Source organism: Rhodococcus sp. 14-2470-1a (genome assembly GCF_002259425.1).
Taxonomy (GTDB): Bacteria; Actinomycetota; Actinomycetes; order Mycobacteriales; family Mycobacteriaceae; genus Rhodococcoides; species Rhodococcoides fascians_E.
Map to the genome: position 1 here is coordinate 13,469 of NZ_NPFZ01000035.1, position 14,751 is coordinate 28,219.

The 14,751-nt window shown below is 66.3% G+C and carries 13 protein-coding genes; 3 read left to right on the top strand and 10 right to left on the bottom strand.

Annotated features, from left to right (window positions below; all coding sequences use genetic code 11):
• Positions 1-3: 3 nt before the first annotated feature.
• From CH292_RS24995 to CH292_RS25005, 3 genes are all read right to left on the bottom strand, one after another.
• The gene (locus CH292_RS24995; RefSeq protein ID WP_026347655.1) at positions 4-1,035 is read right to left on the bottom strand and encodes an ATP-dependent 6-phosphofructokinase; all 1,032 of its coding nucleotides are present in this window, start codon (positions 1,033-1,035) and stop codon (positions 4-6) included.
• Between the two features lie 75 nt (positions 1,036-1,110).
• Positions 1,111-1,773 (bottom strand): response regulator transcription factor, encoded by a 663-nt coding sequence (locus CH292_RS25000; protein WP_094655955.1) that lies wholly within the window; start codon positions 1,771-1,773, stop codon positions 1,111-1,113.
• 86 nt (positions 1,774-1,859) lie between these two features.
• The gene (locus CH292_RS25005) at positions 1,860-3,101 is read right to left on the bottom strand and encodes a sensor histidine kinase (RefSeq protein WP_094655956.1); all 1,242 of its coding nucleotides are present in this window, start codon (positions 3,099-3,101) and stop codon (positions 1,860-1,862) included.
• A gap of 167 nt (positions 3,102-3,268) precedes the next feature.
• Between CH292_RS25005 and CH292_RS25010 the strand changes: the two genes are divergently transcribed.
• Both CH292_RS25010 and CH292_RS25015 read left to right on the top strand, forming a co-directional pair.
• On the top strand, positions 3,269-3,910 hold the full coding sequence (locus CH292_RS25010; RefSeq protein WP_094655957.1) for a hypothetical protein: 642 nt from the start codon (positions 3,269-3,271) through the stop codon (positions 3,908-3,910).
• Complete coding sequence (locus tag CH292_RS25015; RefSeq protein WP_256978563.1) at positions 3,907-5,268, top strand: alpha/beta hydrolase; 1,362 nt, start codon at positions 3,907-3,909, stop codon at positions 5,266-5,268. Before CH292_RS25010 ends, CH292_RS25015 begins: the two co-directional genes overlap by 4 nt.
• Positions 5,269-5,270: 2 nt before the next feature.
• On the opposite strand, the gene CH292_RS25020 is transcribed toward CH292_RS25015, so the two are convergent.
• Genes CH292_RS25020 through gatC form a run of 3 tightly spaced genes read right to left on the bottom strand, consistent with a single transcriptional unit; the run spans position 5,271 to position 8,106 of the window.
• Complete coding sequence (locus tag CH292_RS25020) at positions 5,271-6,332, bottom strand: esterase family protein (RefSeq protein WP_094655958.1); 1,062 nt, start codon at positions 6,330-6,332, stop codon at positions 5,271-5,273.
• Between the two features lie 5 nt (positions 6,333-6,337).
• Positions 6,338-7,810 (bottom strand): Asp-tRNA(Asn)/Glu-tRNA(Gln) amidotransferase subunit GatA, encoded by a 1,473-nt coding sequence (gatA, locus tag CH292_RS25025; protein ID WP_020110347.1) that lies wholly within the window; start codon positions 7,808-7,810, stop codon positions 6,338-6,340.
• Positions 7,807-8,106 carry an Asp-tRNA(Asn)/Glu-tRNA(Gln) amidotransferase subunit GatC gene (gene gatC / locus CH292_RS25030; RefSeq protein WP_026347656.1) on the bottom strand — a complete coding sequence of 100 codons (300 nt, stop codon included), beginning with the start codon at positions 8,104-8,106 and terminating at the stop codon, positions 7,807-7,809. The genes gatA and gatC overlap by 4 nt, the downstream gene beginning before the upstream one ends.
• A gap of 336 nt (positions 8,107-8,442) precedes the next feature.
• Here gatC and CH292_RS25035 point away from each other — a divergent pair, with 336 nt between their 5' ends.
• A complete protein-coding gene (locus CH292_RS25035) occupies positions 8,443-9,093 on the top strand; it encodes an amino acid-binding protein (protein ID WP_019664328.1) in 651 nt (216 codons plus the stop codon).
• 1 nt (position 9,094) lies between these two features.
• Here CH292_RS25035 and ligA read toward each other — a convergent pair whose 3' ends face one another.
• The 4 genes from ligA to CH292_RS25055 are packed head-to-tail and all read right to left on the bottom strand — an operon-like array spanning position 9,095 to position 14,667.
• Positions 9,095-11,281, bottom strand: a complete 2,187-nt coding sequence (gene ligA, locus CH292_RS25040) for an NAD-dependent DNA ligase LigA (protein ID WP_094627076.1) — start codon at positions 11,279-11,281, stop codon at positions 9,095-9,097.
• A 40-nt stretch (positions 11,282-11,321) separates the two neighbouring features.
• Positions 11,322-12,341 (bottom strand): methionine synthase, encoded by a 1,020-nt coding sequence (locus CH292_RS25045; protein WP_019664330.1) that lies wholly within the window; start codon positions 12,339-12,341, stop codon positions 11,322-11,324.
• Positions 12,338-13,429 (bottom strand): tRNA 2-thiouridine(34) synthase MnmA, encoded by a 1,092-nt coding sequence (gene mnmA / locus CH292_RS25050; RefSeq protein ID WP_019664331.1) that lies wholly within the window; start codon positions 13,427-13,429, stop codon positions 12,338-12,340. Before mnmA ends, CH292_RS25045 begins: the two co-directional genes overlap by 4 nt.
• A complete protein-coding gene (locus tag CH292_RS25055) occupies positions 13,429-14,667 on the bottom strand; it encodes a cysteine desulfurase family protein (protein ID WP_094655959.1) in 1,239 nt (412 codons plus the stop codon). The genes mnmA and CH292_RS25055 overlap by 1 nt, the downstream gene beginning before the upstream one ends.
• Positions 14,668-14,751 lie beyond the last annotated feature (84 nt).

Below are 14,751 nucleotides of genomic sequence, written 5' to 3' on the forward strand. Positions count from 1 at the left end.
AGATCAGCCGAAGAACGCCGCCGCGTCGACGTAGCGGCTCTCCGGTACGCGCTTGAGTTGCTTGACCGCCTCGGCGAGCGACACCAAACCGATCTCGGCGCCGCGCAGGGACACCATCTGACCGAAGTCACCTGCATGCGCTGCGTCGGCTGCATTGACCCCGAATCGGGTGGCCAGCACCCGGTCGTACGGAGTCGGGGTTCCGCCGCGCTGAACATGCCCCAGCACCGTGGTTCGTACTTCCTTGTTGATGCGACGCTCGATCTCCTGGCCGAGCTGATGCGCCACCCCGGTGAACTTCACGTGACCGAACTCGTCGATGCCGCCGTCGCGCAACGCCATCGACCCTTCCCGCGGCTTCGCACCCTCGGCGACGACGCAGATGAAATGCGAGTCACCGCGCTGGAAGCGCTTGCGCACCAGATCGCAGACTTCCTCGACGTCGAACGGATGCTCGGGAATCAAGGTCATGTGCGAACCCGACGCCAGACCGGCATGCAACGCAATCCATCCCGCGTGCCTGCCCATCACTTCCACCAACATCACACGCTGATGTGACTCGGCGGTGCTGTGCAGCCGGTCGATCGCGTCGGTCGCGATGGTGAGTGCGGTGTCGAATCCGAACGTCACGTCCGTGCAGTCGATGTCGTTGTCGATCGTCTTCGGTACCCCGACGACGGGCACACCTTCCTCGGACAGCCAGTTGGCCGCCGTCAACGTTCCCTCGCCGCCGATGGGGATGAGGACGTCGATCCCGTTGTCCTCCAGCGTTTCCTTGATCCTGTCGAGACCGGCCCGGAGCACCTCCGGATTGGTGCGTGCCGTACCGAGGATCGTCCCGCCCTTGGTCAGCAGTCGATCGTTGCGATCGTCGTTGCGCAACTGAATCCGGCGGTTCTCCAGCAGACCACGCCACCCGTCCTGGAATCCGACGACGGTGGAGCCGTACCGCGCATCCGCCGTCCGAACCACCGCACGGATCACCGCATTGAGCCCGGGGCAATCACCGCCGCCCGTGAGAACTCCGATGCGCAATTTTTCGCCTCTCGTCGGTTCCATACTCACACCGTAATCCGGCTGGGCTATCTGGTCATTTCGCAGCGCCGCCGCTCACCCGGGTGTGACGACTCCGCTCTCGTACGCCAGCACCACTGCCTGGGCGCGGTCTCGGAGATCGAGTTTGCCGAGCACTTTGCCCACATGGGTCTTGACGGTCTGCTCGGCGACGAACAGAGTTGCGGCGATCTCGGTGTTCGACAGGCCCTTGGCGATCAGCTCGAGCACTTCGCGTTCGCGCGGGGTGAGTACCGACAGCTGTGCCGGCGGCTGCTTGGCCGTGCCGCGACGTGTGGTGACGTCGGCGATCAACCGGCGGGTCACCGACGGCGCCAGCAACGCCTCACCCGAGGCGACGACGCGCACTCCCCGAATCAGTTCGTCGGCGGGTGCGTCCTTGAGCATGAACCCACTGGCTCCGATGGTCAGCGCCTCGTAGACATAGTCGTCGATGTCGAACGTGGTGAGCATCAGGATGCGGACGGGAGGATCGAGCGACGCGCGGAGTATCGCGCGTGCGGCGTCGAGTCCGTTCATCTGCGGCATACGGACATCCATGAGAACGACGTCGGGGCGCAGTCGCTTCACCTCGGTGACTGCGGTGGCTCCGTTGTCCGCGTCCCCCACGACGCTGATGTCCGATTGAGCGGCGAGCAAGGCACCGAAACCCTGCCGCACCATTGCCTGATCGTCTGCGATGAACACGGTGATGGCCACGGATGACACCCTATGTCCTGACGTAGTCGGTGGGCCGGATCAGACTGGGGCCCGATCAGAATGGGCCACGATCACAATGGGGCCGATCAGGCGGCGGGCCCGGTGACGGGAAGCGCGGATGCCCCGCGAGGAACCGTCTCCGATTTCCCCGGAAGCCGAGCGATGACCTCGAATCCGCCGTCGGACCGAGGGCGGGCGTCGAGCCAACCGGACACTCCGACCGCGCGATCGCGCATCCCGGTGATGCCATGACCTCCCGTGCCGCTCCTTCCGTCGCTCGCGCCGGCGCCGTTCGAGTCGACGGCCCGATCGTTGATCACTTCGAGGTAGGTGACGTCCGGTGCGTAGTGGAGTCGTACTCGAACCTCGCTACCGGGAGCGTGCCGAGAGGCATTGGACAACGATTCCTGCACGATCCGATACAGCGCGAGCCCTGTGGTCGCCGACACCGCGTCGGCACCGCCGAGGATCTGCCAGCTGAGCCGAACCCCTGCGCGCTGGGTGTTCTCGAGCAGCGTCGTGATGTCTCCTGCCCCGGGCGCAGGCGCGTCCTCGGCCACCACTCCGTCACTGCGCAGAACCCCGAGCATTCCGCGGATCTCGTTCAGCGCCTCCCGCGCAGTTGCCCCGATCGATTCGAATTCCGCAGCCGCCGAGGGCGATACGTCGTCCACTCGGTACGGAGCGCTCTGCGCCTGCACCACCACCAACGACATATGGTGGGCAACCACGTCGTGAAGATCGCGTGCGATCTTGGCCTTCTCCTCGAGAATCGTTCTGCGCGCACGTTCGAGCTCGCTGACCTCCTCCTGCTTGGCCAGTTGCCGCCGCGACAGGACCAGCCAGCGAATCAGCAGGCCGAACACCACGATCGCGGTCAGTCCGACACCCCACCCTATTCCGTCGTTGCCCGGTGCATATCCGAGAAACAGCAGGACGGTCGCAACCCAGGTGACCGCCACGACCGGTAGTGCGCACCGAAGACTGACGGAAAGTACGAGCGCGAGAAGCACGAGGAGGTGTGTCACCTGCCACGGAAAGTCGTACCCCGGCAAGTGATCGAACGCAACCGGGATCACTACGGCCGAGCCGGCCGAGACAGCCCATCCGAGAGCGGGATTCGCACGGACGAGCACGAAGGGAAACACGGCGAGAGCAGAGACGATCGGCATGATCGGAACCGGCACGTCGTGGGTGACGTGCAACGTCGGCCACGCGATGGAGTACAGAATCGCGGTCACCGCGAGGATGGTGACGTCGACGCCGCGTCCTGGCGGAACCAGCCGTCGAAATCGTGTCGCCTTCTCGGTCCTACTGAATATGCCCACGAGAAGAACAGTAGGAACTCGCGAGCGAAAAGTCATCGTACCGAGGGGTGAGATCGACCTACCCCCGCGGTAGCACTTCGCGCAGCCGTCACGCACCACGACAGCACGTCGAAACGGCACTTCGGGGCGATTACCGATTCGGTGTTCGATTCCTAGCGTTCGTAGCCATGACAGCGAGAGCGAAGTACGTCGTCGGCACCGTGGTGGTCGGAACCATGCTGGGCATCGGAGTCGGCACGGCGATGCCGGTCGCCGACGCAGACATCTCGGCACCTCGCAGGACCGCGGCGACCGTCGCCATCGAGGCCCTGGTCGACGACGACGCAACGGCCGCCATCGGTGCGATACCGATCGGCTTCGAGGACGAGTACTACCGCCCCACGCTCGAGGACGGCAGGGCGGTGGCACCGGACGGGGATTGCTCGTCGCCCGTGCCGCTCCCCACAGACTTCGAATCCGCCTGCAAAGCACACGATCTGGGGTACGACCTGCTGCGGTTCGGCGCGGCGCACGGCGCGCCTGCATCCCCCGACGCCCGTACACGCCTCGACGCCGCGTTGAGCACGTCGATGGACGACGCCTGCGACGGCAGAATCGGAGCCTGGTCCCGCGCGAGCTGTTTCGTGATGAGTGATATCGCAAGCACTGCAGTCGACTTCAACTCCTGGCGCCAGAACTACCGATCGCCGACGCCGGAGCCCGCTCTCCCTTTCCTGATCACCGGTGGCGTCCTGACGACGGCCGCCGCCGCCGCGACGACCGTCGCCGGTGCCGTTCTGCGCCGTCGTAGCCCGGAGGTACTCGCATGACGTTCGTACTCACGCCCACGACAACGACCCCGCCGGCACCGACGAACCTGCATGCTGTTCCCGCGGTTCCTCGGGTGAGCACGTCGCTGCTTCTTGCACTGTCCGTCGCGGCATCCCTGTCGCCGTCGTTGCTGCCCCGAGCGTCTCTGGTCCAGGCGGTGGTGACCGGCTTGTTCGCCGCGGCAGCATTGGTCGTCTCCGCGGTAGCGCACCGGATCACGTCCCGGGTGCACCGGACCTGTCCGCGACCGCGAGCTCGCCGCGTAGCCCTCGGCCTGGCACTGCTCACCGTCGGTGCGGTCGGGATCGCCGACGCGCGGTGGCAGAACGGACTGCGCGAGTCCTGGGGAGTCCCTCGTGTGGGTCCGATGTACTGGATCGAAGTCGTCTGCGGTTCGGTCTCGGTCTGTGCTCTTCTGGTCGTCATCGGAATCGGCTCGGCCCGCGGAGCGGGCAAACTCGGGGCGATGCGACTGCTGGCAACGACAGCCGTCGTGGCCGTTGCGGTATCGGTCTTCGGATTCGACTGGGCACGTGAGTCTTTCGCACAGCGGTATGCGCAGGCAGACCTCGTGTCGAGCACAGTTCAGGAGCACGCGGTCGACCCCGTCGGTGGTGTCTCGGTCGGGGTGCAGGGTCAGCGGTTCCTCGCGGGAGGCGAGGGCAGCACGGCCGTGCGCACGTACGTCGGGCTGCGTGCCGCTCCGACGTACGGCGAACGCGCAGAATTGGCTGCGGACGAACTGGAGCGGTCCGGCGGTCTGGCCAAGGCGCACGTCGTGATCGCCGTGCCCACCGGATCGGGATGGGTCGACGAGAACGCGGTCCGCGGGTTCGACGAACGATTCGGTGGAGACGTCGCGACAGTCGCTCTGCAGTACTCGGACCAACCGAGCTGGGCGACGTTCCTGTTCGCGGAGGACGCTGCGATCGAATCCACCCGAGCCCTGCGTGTGGCCGTGGAAGCGAAGCTGGCTGCGCTCGACGAGGACCGCAGACCGAAGCTGCACATCTACGGCCAGAGCCTCGGCTCGGTGGCAGGGAGCGCTGCGCTGCAGCCGGATTCGTCGGCGGTCTGCAGCACACTGTGGGCCGGTCCCCCGGCGAACAAGGTGGATACCGGACACGGCGTCGTTCTGGCGAACACCTCCGATCCGGTGGTGTGGTGGTCGAGCGAGCTGATCTTCTCACCACCCGATCTGACGAAGGCGCGAGTCGACGCACCGGTGCCACAGTGGATTCCGCTGGTCTCCTTTGCACAGACGTCGGTGGATCTGCTCTTCGCGCTCGACGCGCCTGCGGGCCACGGCCATCGGTACGGGGAGGATCAGGGAACAGGCCTTCTCGATTGTGGGTAGATCTACAGTCCCATTCGGGTCCCGAGCCAGTCCATTTCACGTTCCAGGGCCGGTGCCCACACATCCATGGAATGGCCGCCGGGAAGTTCGGAATACTGGACGGACAGCCCGTCCGCGGCCGCAGCGGCGAACAGTTCACGAGTCTGAGGCTCGAACTCCGTGTCCTCGGAGCCGACGACGAACGCGCCGGAGGAGTTCGGAAACGTATTCTCGCGCAGCAGAGTCAGCGGAGTCCACTGGTCGAAACGTCGAGTCGACTCGGCGCTACCGTCTCCGAACGCAGCGGTGATCGAGTCCTCGCGCGTGCCTCGGCGGGGTTCGTCCTCACCGGAGATGTCCAAAAACGTCGGGTAGATCCCCGGGGCGGTCAGAGCCGTTTGCACGGCGCAGGTGCCGCCGTAGGAGTAACCACCGATTGCCCACGCGCTCGGATCCGTGTCCACCCGCATCGTGTGCCGGATCCATGCGGGCACGTCCACCGACAGATACGTGGAGACGTTGCCCAGATGCGAGTCCATGCACATCGGGTTGGGAGTGGGCTCGCCCCATTCGTCGACGGAGCCCATGGGGTCGGACTCGCCCAGCGCGTCGGCCACCACCACGACGGGCGCATGGCCGTCGTGGGACGCTGCGTAGGTATCCATCGTGTCGGCCAGGTGTCCGCCGTCGATCCAGTCGACGACATGACCCGGTTGGCCGGTCAGCAGGACGAGCACCGGCGGAGCCGCGTCGCCCGGAGTTCCGTAGAACGGAGGGGTGTAGATCGCAGCCGGACGCGCATGAAACCCGGACGTCTCACCCGGAATCACCGCGCCCGTCACCGTGCCCCTGGGCGGATGCCCGAGTGCTGCCGCGAGCGTGGGCGTATGCCAGATCTGAGTGTTCAGCGCAGCGAGTACGCCGCAGACGAGTGCTGCGGACAGCGGGATCAGCATCACACGGCGCCGCAACAGAATCCACCCCAGCGTGCACATCAGCGCCAGGACCAGAGCAGGCAGGATCACGGTGTCGATTCGAAGGTGCACGACGCCCAGGGCGGCGTCGTGCACCGAACGAATCGTCACGTGAGTCAGCGCAGCGCGCCGCGCGCAGTCTCGTAGGCCGCGCCGATGCGGTACAGCCTGTCGTCGGCGAACGCCGGTGCCATGATCTGCAAACCGACGGGCAGTCCGTCCTCGGAGGCGAGACCCGACGGCACCGACATCGCACAGTGGCCGGCGAGGTTCGTCGGCAACGTGCAGAGGTCGTTGAGGTACATGGCAATCGGGTCGTCGACCTTGTCCCCCAGAGGGAACGCCGTCGTCGGAGTGGTCGGCGACACCAGCACGTCGACCTTCTCGTACGCGTTGTCGAAATCGCGAGCGATCAGAGTCCGCACCTTCAGCGCCTGACCGTAGTACTCGTCGTAGTACCCGGCGGACAGCGCGTAGGTGCCGATCATGATGCGGCGCTTCACTTCCGCGCCGAACCCTTCTGCGCGCGTGATCGCCATGACCTGCTCGGCACTGTGCTTACCGTCGTCGCCCGCACGAGCGCCGTAGCGCATGCCGTCGAACCGGGCGAGGTTGGAGGACACCTCCGAAGGGAGGATCAGGTAGTACGCCGCGAGCGCGTGAACGAAGTTGGGGCACGAGACCTCGACGACCTCCGCACCGAGCGACGTCAACGTCGCCACGGCGGCATCGAACGAGGAGATGACCCCGCTCTGATAGCTGTCGGAGTGCAGTTCCTTCACCACACCCACACGCACACCCTTCAGGTCGCCGCCCGCTCCTTCGCGTGCGGCGGCCACCACGGACGCCACCGAGGTGTCGACGGACGTCGAATCACGGGGGTCGTGACCGGCGATGACCTCGTGTAGAAGCGCGGTGTCCAACACCGTGCGCCCGCAGGGCCCGCCCTGGTCGAGCGACGACGCACACGCGATCAGGCCGTACCTGGACACCGTGCCGTAGGTGGGCTTGGTGCCGACGGTGCCCGTCAACGCTGCAGGCTGGCGAATGGATCCACCGGTGTCGGTTCCGATCGCCAGCGGAGCCTGATGCGACGCCAGCGCGGCAGCACTGCCGCCGCCGGATCCACCGGGAATGCGTGTGGTGTCCCACGGGTTCTTGGTCGGACCGTACGCGGAGTTCTCCGTGGACGAACCCATCGCGAACTCGTCCATGTTCGTCTTGCCGAGCAGCGGAATTCCCGCCGACCGAAGTTTCGAGGTGACCGCCGCGTCGTACGGGGAGATCCAGCCCTCGAGCATCTTCGACGCACACGTCGTCGGCATGTCCGTGGTGGTGAACACGTCCTTCAGCGCCAGCGGCACACCGGCAAGTGCCGACGCCGGGGCCTCTCCCGCACCGATGGCCTCGTCGACCTCCTTGGCGGCAACCAATGCGGCGGCGCCCGACACGTGCAGGAACGCGTGGATGTCCCCGTCGACCTTGTCGATGCGGTCCAGATGAGCCTGAGTGACCTCGACGGCCGATACCTCGCGCGCGTGAATCTTCGACGCCAGGTCGGACGCGTCGAGCGTGGTCAGGTCGGTCATTCGCTCTCTCCCAGAATCTGCGGCACTGCGAATCGATCTTCTTCGGCGTTGGGAGCCTCGGCCAGAGCCTGCTCGGGCGTCAGGCCAGGGACGATCACGTCCGGGCGCGTGACATTGGTGATCGCACTCGGATTGGCCGTCGGCGTCACATCGTCCGCAGCCACCTCGGCCACTGCCTTCACATGGTGAAGAATCGAATCCAGCTGGCCGGCGAACTCGTCCAACTCGGCTTCGCTGAGCGCAAGCCGAGACAGCCGGGCGAGGTGAGCCACCTCGTCGCGGGAGATATCAGGCACCGCGTAGACCCCTTTCACACATATGACGACGCACCGCGAAAAACACGCGGCCGCCGTCAACCTTATCGGGGCCCTCGTCGCTGCCTCCACTCCCGGTTGGCTGGGTCATTCCTGCAGGCTCCACTCCCGGTTGGCTGGGTCATTCCTGCAGGCTCCACTCCCGGTTGGCTGGGTCATTCCTGCAGGCTCCACTCCCGGCTAACTCGGTCCCACCCAGATGTCGCGAAGGTCACGGCCGGTGCGGCAGTTGCGCCCCGAGAGGCCGACAGTGCGAGGATGGCTCGCGGTGTTTCACCCACGAAGTTCTGTCATCTCTCGTAAGCGAAAGGGCGCGACATGTCCTACCTGCTCCGCGTTCAGCTCCCCGACCGACCGGGCAGCCTCGGCTCGCTCGCCGTCGCGCTGGGTTCTGTCGGTGCGGACATTCTGTCGCTCGACGTCATCGAACGCGGCGACGGTTACGCCGTCGACGACCTCGTCGTGGACGTACCGCCCGGCGCCCTGCCCGACACGCTGATCACCGCCGCCGAGAATCTGACCGACGTTCGGGTCGACTCCATCCGGCCGTACACCGGTGTGCTCGACACCCATCGTGAACTGGAGTTGATCGACCGGGTGGCCGCGGCGACCGACGACAGGCTGCAGGTGCTGGTCGATGGAGCACCGCGGGTACTGCGGGTCGGCTGGAGCGTCGTGGTAGCGACAGGTCCGCACGGGGCCTACCGCGTCGTGGGCAGCTCGGGTGCACCGGAGACACACGCAACAGACATGCCGTGGATGCCGTTGGCACACCCGGCTTCCCTCGACGGTGACGCCGAGTGGGTGCCGCAGGTATGGCGCGACATGGACACGAAGATCGCCGCGGCGCCGCTCGGCGCCTCCGGGACGGTCTTGATGCTCGGGCGCCCGGGAGGACCGGACTTCCGTCCCTCCGAGGTCGCGCGGCTCGGCTACCTCGCAGGTATCGTCGCCACCGTTCTCGGCTGAGCTACGCGTCCTCCCCCGCGTCGTTCGCGGCATCGTCAGCTTCCGCCTCGGCATCAGGATCCGGCTCCCGCACTGCATCGGGGCCTTCGGTGAGAAGTACGGTGAATCCGGCCTCGTCCAGCACCGGTACGCCGAGCTCGACGGCCTTGTCGTGCTTGCTGCCCGGCGACTCGCCGACGACGACGAATGCGGTCTTCTTCGAGACCGAACTCGCGGCTTTGCCTCCGCGCACCAGAATGGCTTCCTTCGCCTGATCACGGGAGTAGTTCTCCAGCGATCCGGTGACGACGATCGACATGCCCTCCAGGTTTCGGACGATGGACTCGTCGCGCTCGTCCTCCATCCGCACACCCGCCGCACGCCATTTCTCGACGATCGTGCGGTGCCACGGCACTCTGAACCACTCGGATACGGCCGTGGCGATGGTCCCGCCGACTCCGTCGACAGCAGCGAGTTCCTCGTGCGACGCGTTCTCGATGCGCTCGAGACTGCCGAACTCGCCGGCGAGCGCGCGGCCCGCGGACGGTCCGACGTGGCGGATGGACAGGCTCACCAGCACGCGCCACAGAGGGCGGTCCTTCGCCTTGTCCAGGTTGGCCAACAATCGTTTTCCGTTGGCGGACAACGCCCCGGCCTTGGTGCGGAAGATGCCGGTCTCGAGCAGGTCGTCCTCGGTCAGCGAGAAGATATCGCCCTCGTTCTCGATCACCCCTGCTTTCAGGAGGTCGGTCGCGGCCTCGTAGCCGAGCCCTTCGATGTCGAACCTGCCTCGTTCTGCAACGAAGAACATACGTTCACGGAGTTGCCCCGGGCAGAACTCGGAGTTGGGGCACCGAAGGTCGGCGTCTCCCTCCTTCGCCGGTGCAAGCGTGGTTCCGCACTCGGGACACTCGGTCGGCATGACGAACTCGGTCTCGTCGCCGGTGCGGGCGTCGACGACAGGCCCGAGAACCTCCGGAATGACCTCGCCTGCCTTTCGAATGGTCACGGTGTCCCCGATCAGGACACCCTTGCGTTTGACCTCGGAGCCGTTGTGCAGCGTTGCCAGGGAAACGGTGGAACCGGCCACCAACACGGGCTCCATGTAGGCGAACGGGGTGACGCGTCCGGTGCGGCCGACACTCACCCGGATGTCGAGAAGCTTGGTGGTCACTTCCTCCGGCGGGTACTTGTAGGCGATTGCCCAGCGCGGCGCGCGCGAGGTGGTCCCGAGCCGACGATGCAGACTCATCTCGTCGACCTTGACGACGAGGCCGTCGATCTCGTGCTCGACGTCGTGCCGGTGTGTGTCCCAGTAGGCCACCTTCTCCACGACGGCATCGATTCCCTCCACACGCGTCGTGTGGGACGACACCGGAAGCCCCCATGCCTTCAGCGCCTCGTAGGCATGCATCTGAGTGTCCGGAGCGAACCCCTCCATGCGGCCGAAGCCGTGGCAGATCATGCCGAGTCTGCGTTTGGACGTGACCGCCGGGTTCTTCTGACGCAGCGAACCTGCCGCCGAGTTACGTGGGTTCGCGAAGGGCGGTTTGCCTTCCTCCACGAGCGAGGCGTTGAGTGCCTGGAAATCCTCCAGCCGGAAGAACACCTCGCCGCGCACCTCGAGGAGGGTCGGAATCGGGTGATCTTCGCTGGCAGTCAGTGTCTCCGGAATGTCGGAGATGGTGCGGGCGTTCAGCGTCACGTCCTCGCCGGTTCTACCGTCACCGCGAGTGGCACCGCGGACGAGCTTTCCGTTCTCGTAGACCAAGTTGAGTGCCACGCCGTCGATCTTTACCTCGCACAGGTAGTGCAGGCCTGCGGAGCGATCACCCACTTCGGTCTCGACACGCTTGGCCCATGCTCGCAGTTCGTCGTGATCGAAGACGTTGTCCAGACTCAGCATTCGCTCGAGGTGGTCGACCGCGGTGAACTCCGTCGCGAACCCGCCACCGACCAACTGGGTCGGCGAATCCGCCACGCGCAATTCGGGATGGCGCTCCTCGAGCTCGGTCAGCTCACGCAGCAACGCGTCGAACTCACCGTCCGAAACGATCGGCGAATCCCGGACGTAGTAGCGAAACTGATGACCCCGTACGTCCTCGGCAAGCTGCTGCCACCGCTCCTTGTCCTCACTGGAGGCCGGAGTGCCCGTCGCCCGATCGTCGGCGTTCTCGGTCGCGGCAGTCGGTGCAGTCGATTCGTCCACACTCGAACATTAACGGACCCCACCGACACTCGAGACGCTGCTAGAGCGAGTCGGGTGCGTCCTGAAAGGCGTCCGCGACATTGCCCGCCAGTTCGAGCGCCTGCCTGGCCCACTCCGGCGTCGCCCCGGCCAACCCACACGCGGGAGTGACCGACACCTGAGTCGACAGAACGGACCGCGGAAATCCGAGCCGGTCGACGAGTGTCACCGCGGGTGCCGCGACCTCACGCCACGTCGGCACCTTCTCCGGCCGCACCGCAGGCACGAGGCCGAGCATGATCGTCTTGCCCGCCTGGAGAAACTCTCCGATGCCGTCGAGGTCACGTGCGCCGAGCTGCGCCACGTCGAGTGCAGCGGCCTCCGCGGCGCTTCGGCGCAGCAGGTCCAACGGCACGTCCGCACCGCAACAATGCACGGCGGTAGGCACTCCGACCCCGCGCAGCACGGAGTCGATCAGATCCAACGCCTCGGGCTCCGGTACGGCCCGCACCGGATCGAGTCTGGTCACCCCCGACAGCGAACCAGCAAGAACTGCAGGCAAACTCGGCTCGTCGAGTTGCACCACGACATCGACACCCAGCCGTGACCGAAGCTCGGCGCACTGCTGCCGCAAGCCCTCGGTCAACGAACCCGCGAAGTCGCGAACCGCGCCCCGGTCGGTCAACACTCGGTGCGCACTGCGCAGCTCGACCTGGGCCGCCATCGTGAACGGACCTGCAGCCTGCACCTTCAACACGTGATGGGTCGCGGCGAAGCCACCCGTCTCCCAGAGTTCTTCGAGAACGTCGAGATCCTCGTGCAACAGATCTTCGGCGCGGCGACCCGTCAGAGACTTGCGCTGCGACACGCGGTAACCCGACGTGCGCACGTCGAGTTCGATGTCCACCATCAACGCGCCTGTCCTGCCGATGGTGTCCGCACCGAGTCCACGAGCCGGTAGCTCGACGATGTGCGGCAGTGCAGGCAGCTCACCGAGAACGATCGAGGACGCCTCTCGAACGTCGGTGCCGGGCCACGACCCGATGCCCGTCGCCAGCGCCCCGAAGACGCTGGCGCTCACTCGCTCTCGGAACGAGTGCCGGCAATGGTGGAACTGCCGATGACGATGTCGCCCTGGACGTCGCGGCGATACAACACAGCCGCTTGTCCCTTCGCCACTCCGGTCAGTGCACTGCGAAGCTGAATGTCCACTCCACCGTCGGCGGTTGCTTCCGCAACTGCTTCGGTGAGCCCACCGTGCGCGCGAACCTGCACGACACATTCGATCGGCCCCGTGGGTGCGACACCATCCGTCCAGATCGCACGGTCGCCGGTGATTCCCCACACGTCGAGGCGAGTAGCGGACCCGACGATGACGTTGCCGCTGTCCGGCTCGATAGCGGTGACGTACCGAGGCTTTCCATCCGCGGCAGGCCCGGACACGCCGAGCCCCTTGCGTTGACCGATCGTGAAGCCGTGCACACCCTCGTGGTCCGCCAGTTCCGCCCCCGTGTCCGCGTCGACGACCTTGCCGGGACGGATACCGATCTTCGCGCCGAGGAACGCACGCGTGTCACCCGACGGGATGAAGCAGATGTCGTGACTGTCCGGCTTGTCCGCCACCGCGAGTCCGCGTGCCGCGGCTTCCTCGCGGATCTCGGACTTGGGGGTGTCCCCGATGGGGAACATCGCCCGGGAAAGCTGATTGTGCGTCAGAACCGCCAACACGTAGGACTGGTCCTTGTCGGCGTCGACGGCACGGCGCAACACGCCGTCGTGCAGCTGGGCGTAGTGCCCCGTGGCCACGGCGTCGAATCCGAGGGCGAGCGCACGGTCGGCGAGCGCGGAGAACTTGATCTTCTCGTTGCACCGCAGGCACGGATTGGGCGTCTCGCCCGCAGCGTACGACTCGACGAAGTCGTCGATGACGTCTTCCTTGAATCGGTCGGCGAAGTCCCACACGTAGAACGGGATCCCCAGCACGTCCGCGGCTCGGCGCGCATCCCCGGCGTCTTCCTTGGAGCAGCAACCGCGGGAACCGGTGCGCAAGGTCCCGGGCTCGGTCGACAGTGCGAGATGGACGCCGACGACGTCATGGCCCTCGTCGACTGCGCGGGCAGCCGCCACTGCCGAATCCACTCCGCCGCTCATTGCAGCCAGTACACGCATCAGCGCTGTCCTCCCCGAGCTCCTACGCTCGCCAATCCCGCTGCGCGGGCTCGTTCGATTACTTGCGGCAACGCTGCCAGCAGTGCGTCCACGTCGTTGTCGGTCGATTCCGGTCCGAGCGAGAAACGCAGCGATCCACGGGCGATCGACGGATCCGCGCCCATCGCGATCAACACGTGACTGGCGCTGGCCACACCGGCGGTGCAGGCGGACCCCGTCGAACATTCTATGCCCGCCGCATCCAGCAGCATCAGCAGGGAATCTCCCTCGCAGCCGGGGAAGGTGAAGTGGGCGATACCCGGTAGCCGCCGATCGTCGATCGGGCCGTTGACGATCACCTCCGGATCGATCGCACGCACGCCCCTGACCATCTTCTCGCGCAACCGCTCCGCATTCGCATGACGGGTGTCGAGGTGGGCGACGGTGTCCTCGAGCGCCGCGGCCATCGCGACGACCGACGCGGTGTCGTGCGTACCGGATCGGACGTCACGCTCGTGGCCGCCTCCGTGCAACAGCGGGACACACGCCGTCGTGCGTCCCAGCAGCAGGGCACCGACGCCCTGAGGTCCGCCGAACTTGTGCGCAGCGACACTCATGGCGGACAGGCCGCTGGCGCCGAAATCGACGCGCAGGTGCGGGACGGCCTGAATCGCGTCGCTGTGCATCGGCACGTCGTACTCCCGAGCGATCGCGGACAGCTCGGCAATCGGCATGATCGTGCCGACTTCGTTGTTCGCCCACATGATGGTCACCAACGCAGTCCGATCCGCCCCGACGGCCAGCTCCGCACGGAGGGTGTCCGGGTGGACTCGGCCCCGAGAATCGACCTCGAGCCAGGTGACCTCTGCGCCCTCGTGGTCAGCGAGCCACTCGACTGCGTCGAGGACCGCATGATGCTCGACCGCGCTGGCGATGATACTGGTCTTCGACGGATCCGCATCACGGCGAGCCGCGAAGATCCCCTTCACCGCAAGGTTGTCGCTCTCCGTTCCCCCTGAGGTGAAGATCACCTCGGACGGGCGCGCTCCGAGGTGTTCGGCGATCGACTCCCTCGACTCCTCGACCCTCCGGCGGGCGGCCCTGCCGGATCCGTGCAGCGAGGACGCATTCCCGACGGTGGCGAACACTGCCGTCATCGCTTCGATGGAGGCGCGGGACATGGGCGTCGTCGCAGCATGATCGAGGTACACGGGTGCACTCGCGCGGGGGGCAGCAGCCGAACTGCGGGCAGAAGGCATAACGCTTCAAGGATAGCCGGTGATCACCGGTGCCCCTCGCACCCGTGACACCCGCCCACCCCTCCCACCTGCCCCCCACCCCCC

Excerpts from the sequence above, each read along its gene's own strand:
- CH292_RS25015 (WP_256978563.1), top strand. The coding sequence starts at position 3,907 with ATGACGTTCGTACTCACGCCCACGACAACGACCCCGCCGGCACCGACG.
- CH292_RS25035 (WP_019664328.1), top strand. The coding sequence starts at position 8,443 with ATGTCCTACCTGCTCCGCGTTCAGCTCCCCGACCGACCGGGCAGCCTC.
- CH292_RS25010 (WP_094655957.1), top strand. The coding sequence starts at position 3,269 with ATGACAGCGAGAGCGAAGTACGTCGTCGGCACCGTGGTGGTCGGAACC.
- gatA (WP_020110347.1), bottom strand. The coding sequence starts at position 7,810 with ATGACCGACCTGACCACGCTCGACGCGTCCGACCTGGCGTCGAAGATT.
- mnmA (WP_019664331.1), bottom strand. The coding sequence starts at position 13,429 with ATGCGTGTACTGGCTGCAATGAGCGGCGGAGTGGATTCGGCAGTGGCG.
- CH292_RS25055 (WP_094655959.1), bottom strand. The coding sequence starts at position 14,667 with ATGCCTTCTGCCCGCAGTTCGGCTGCTGCCCCCCGCGCGAGTGCACCC.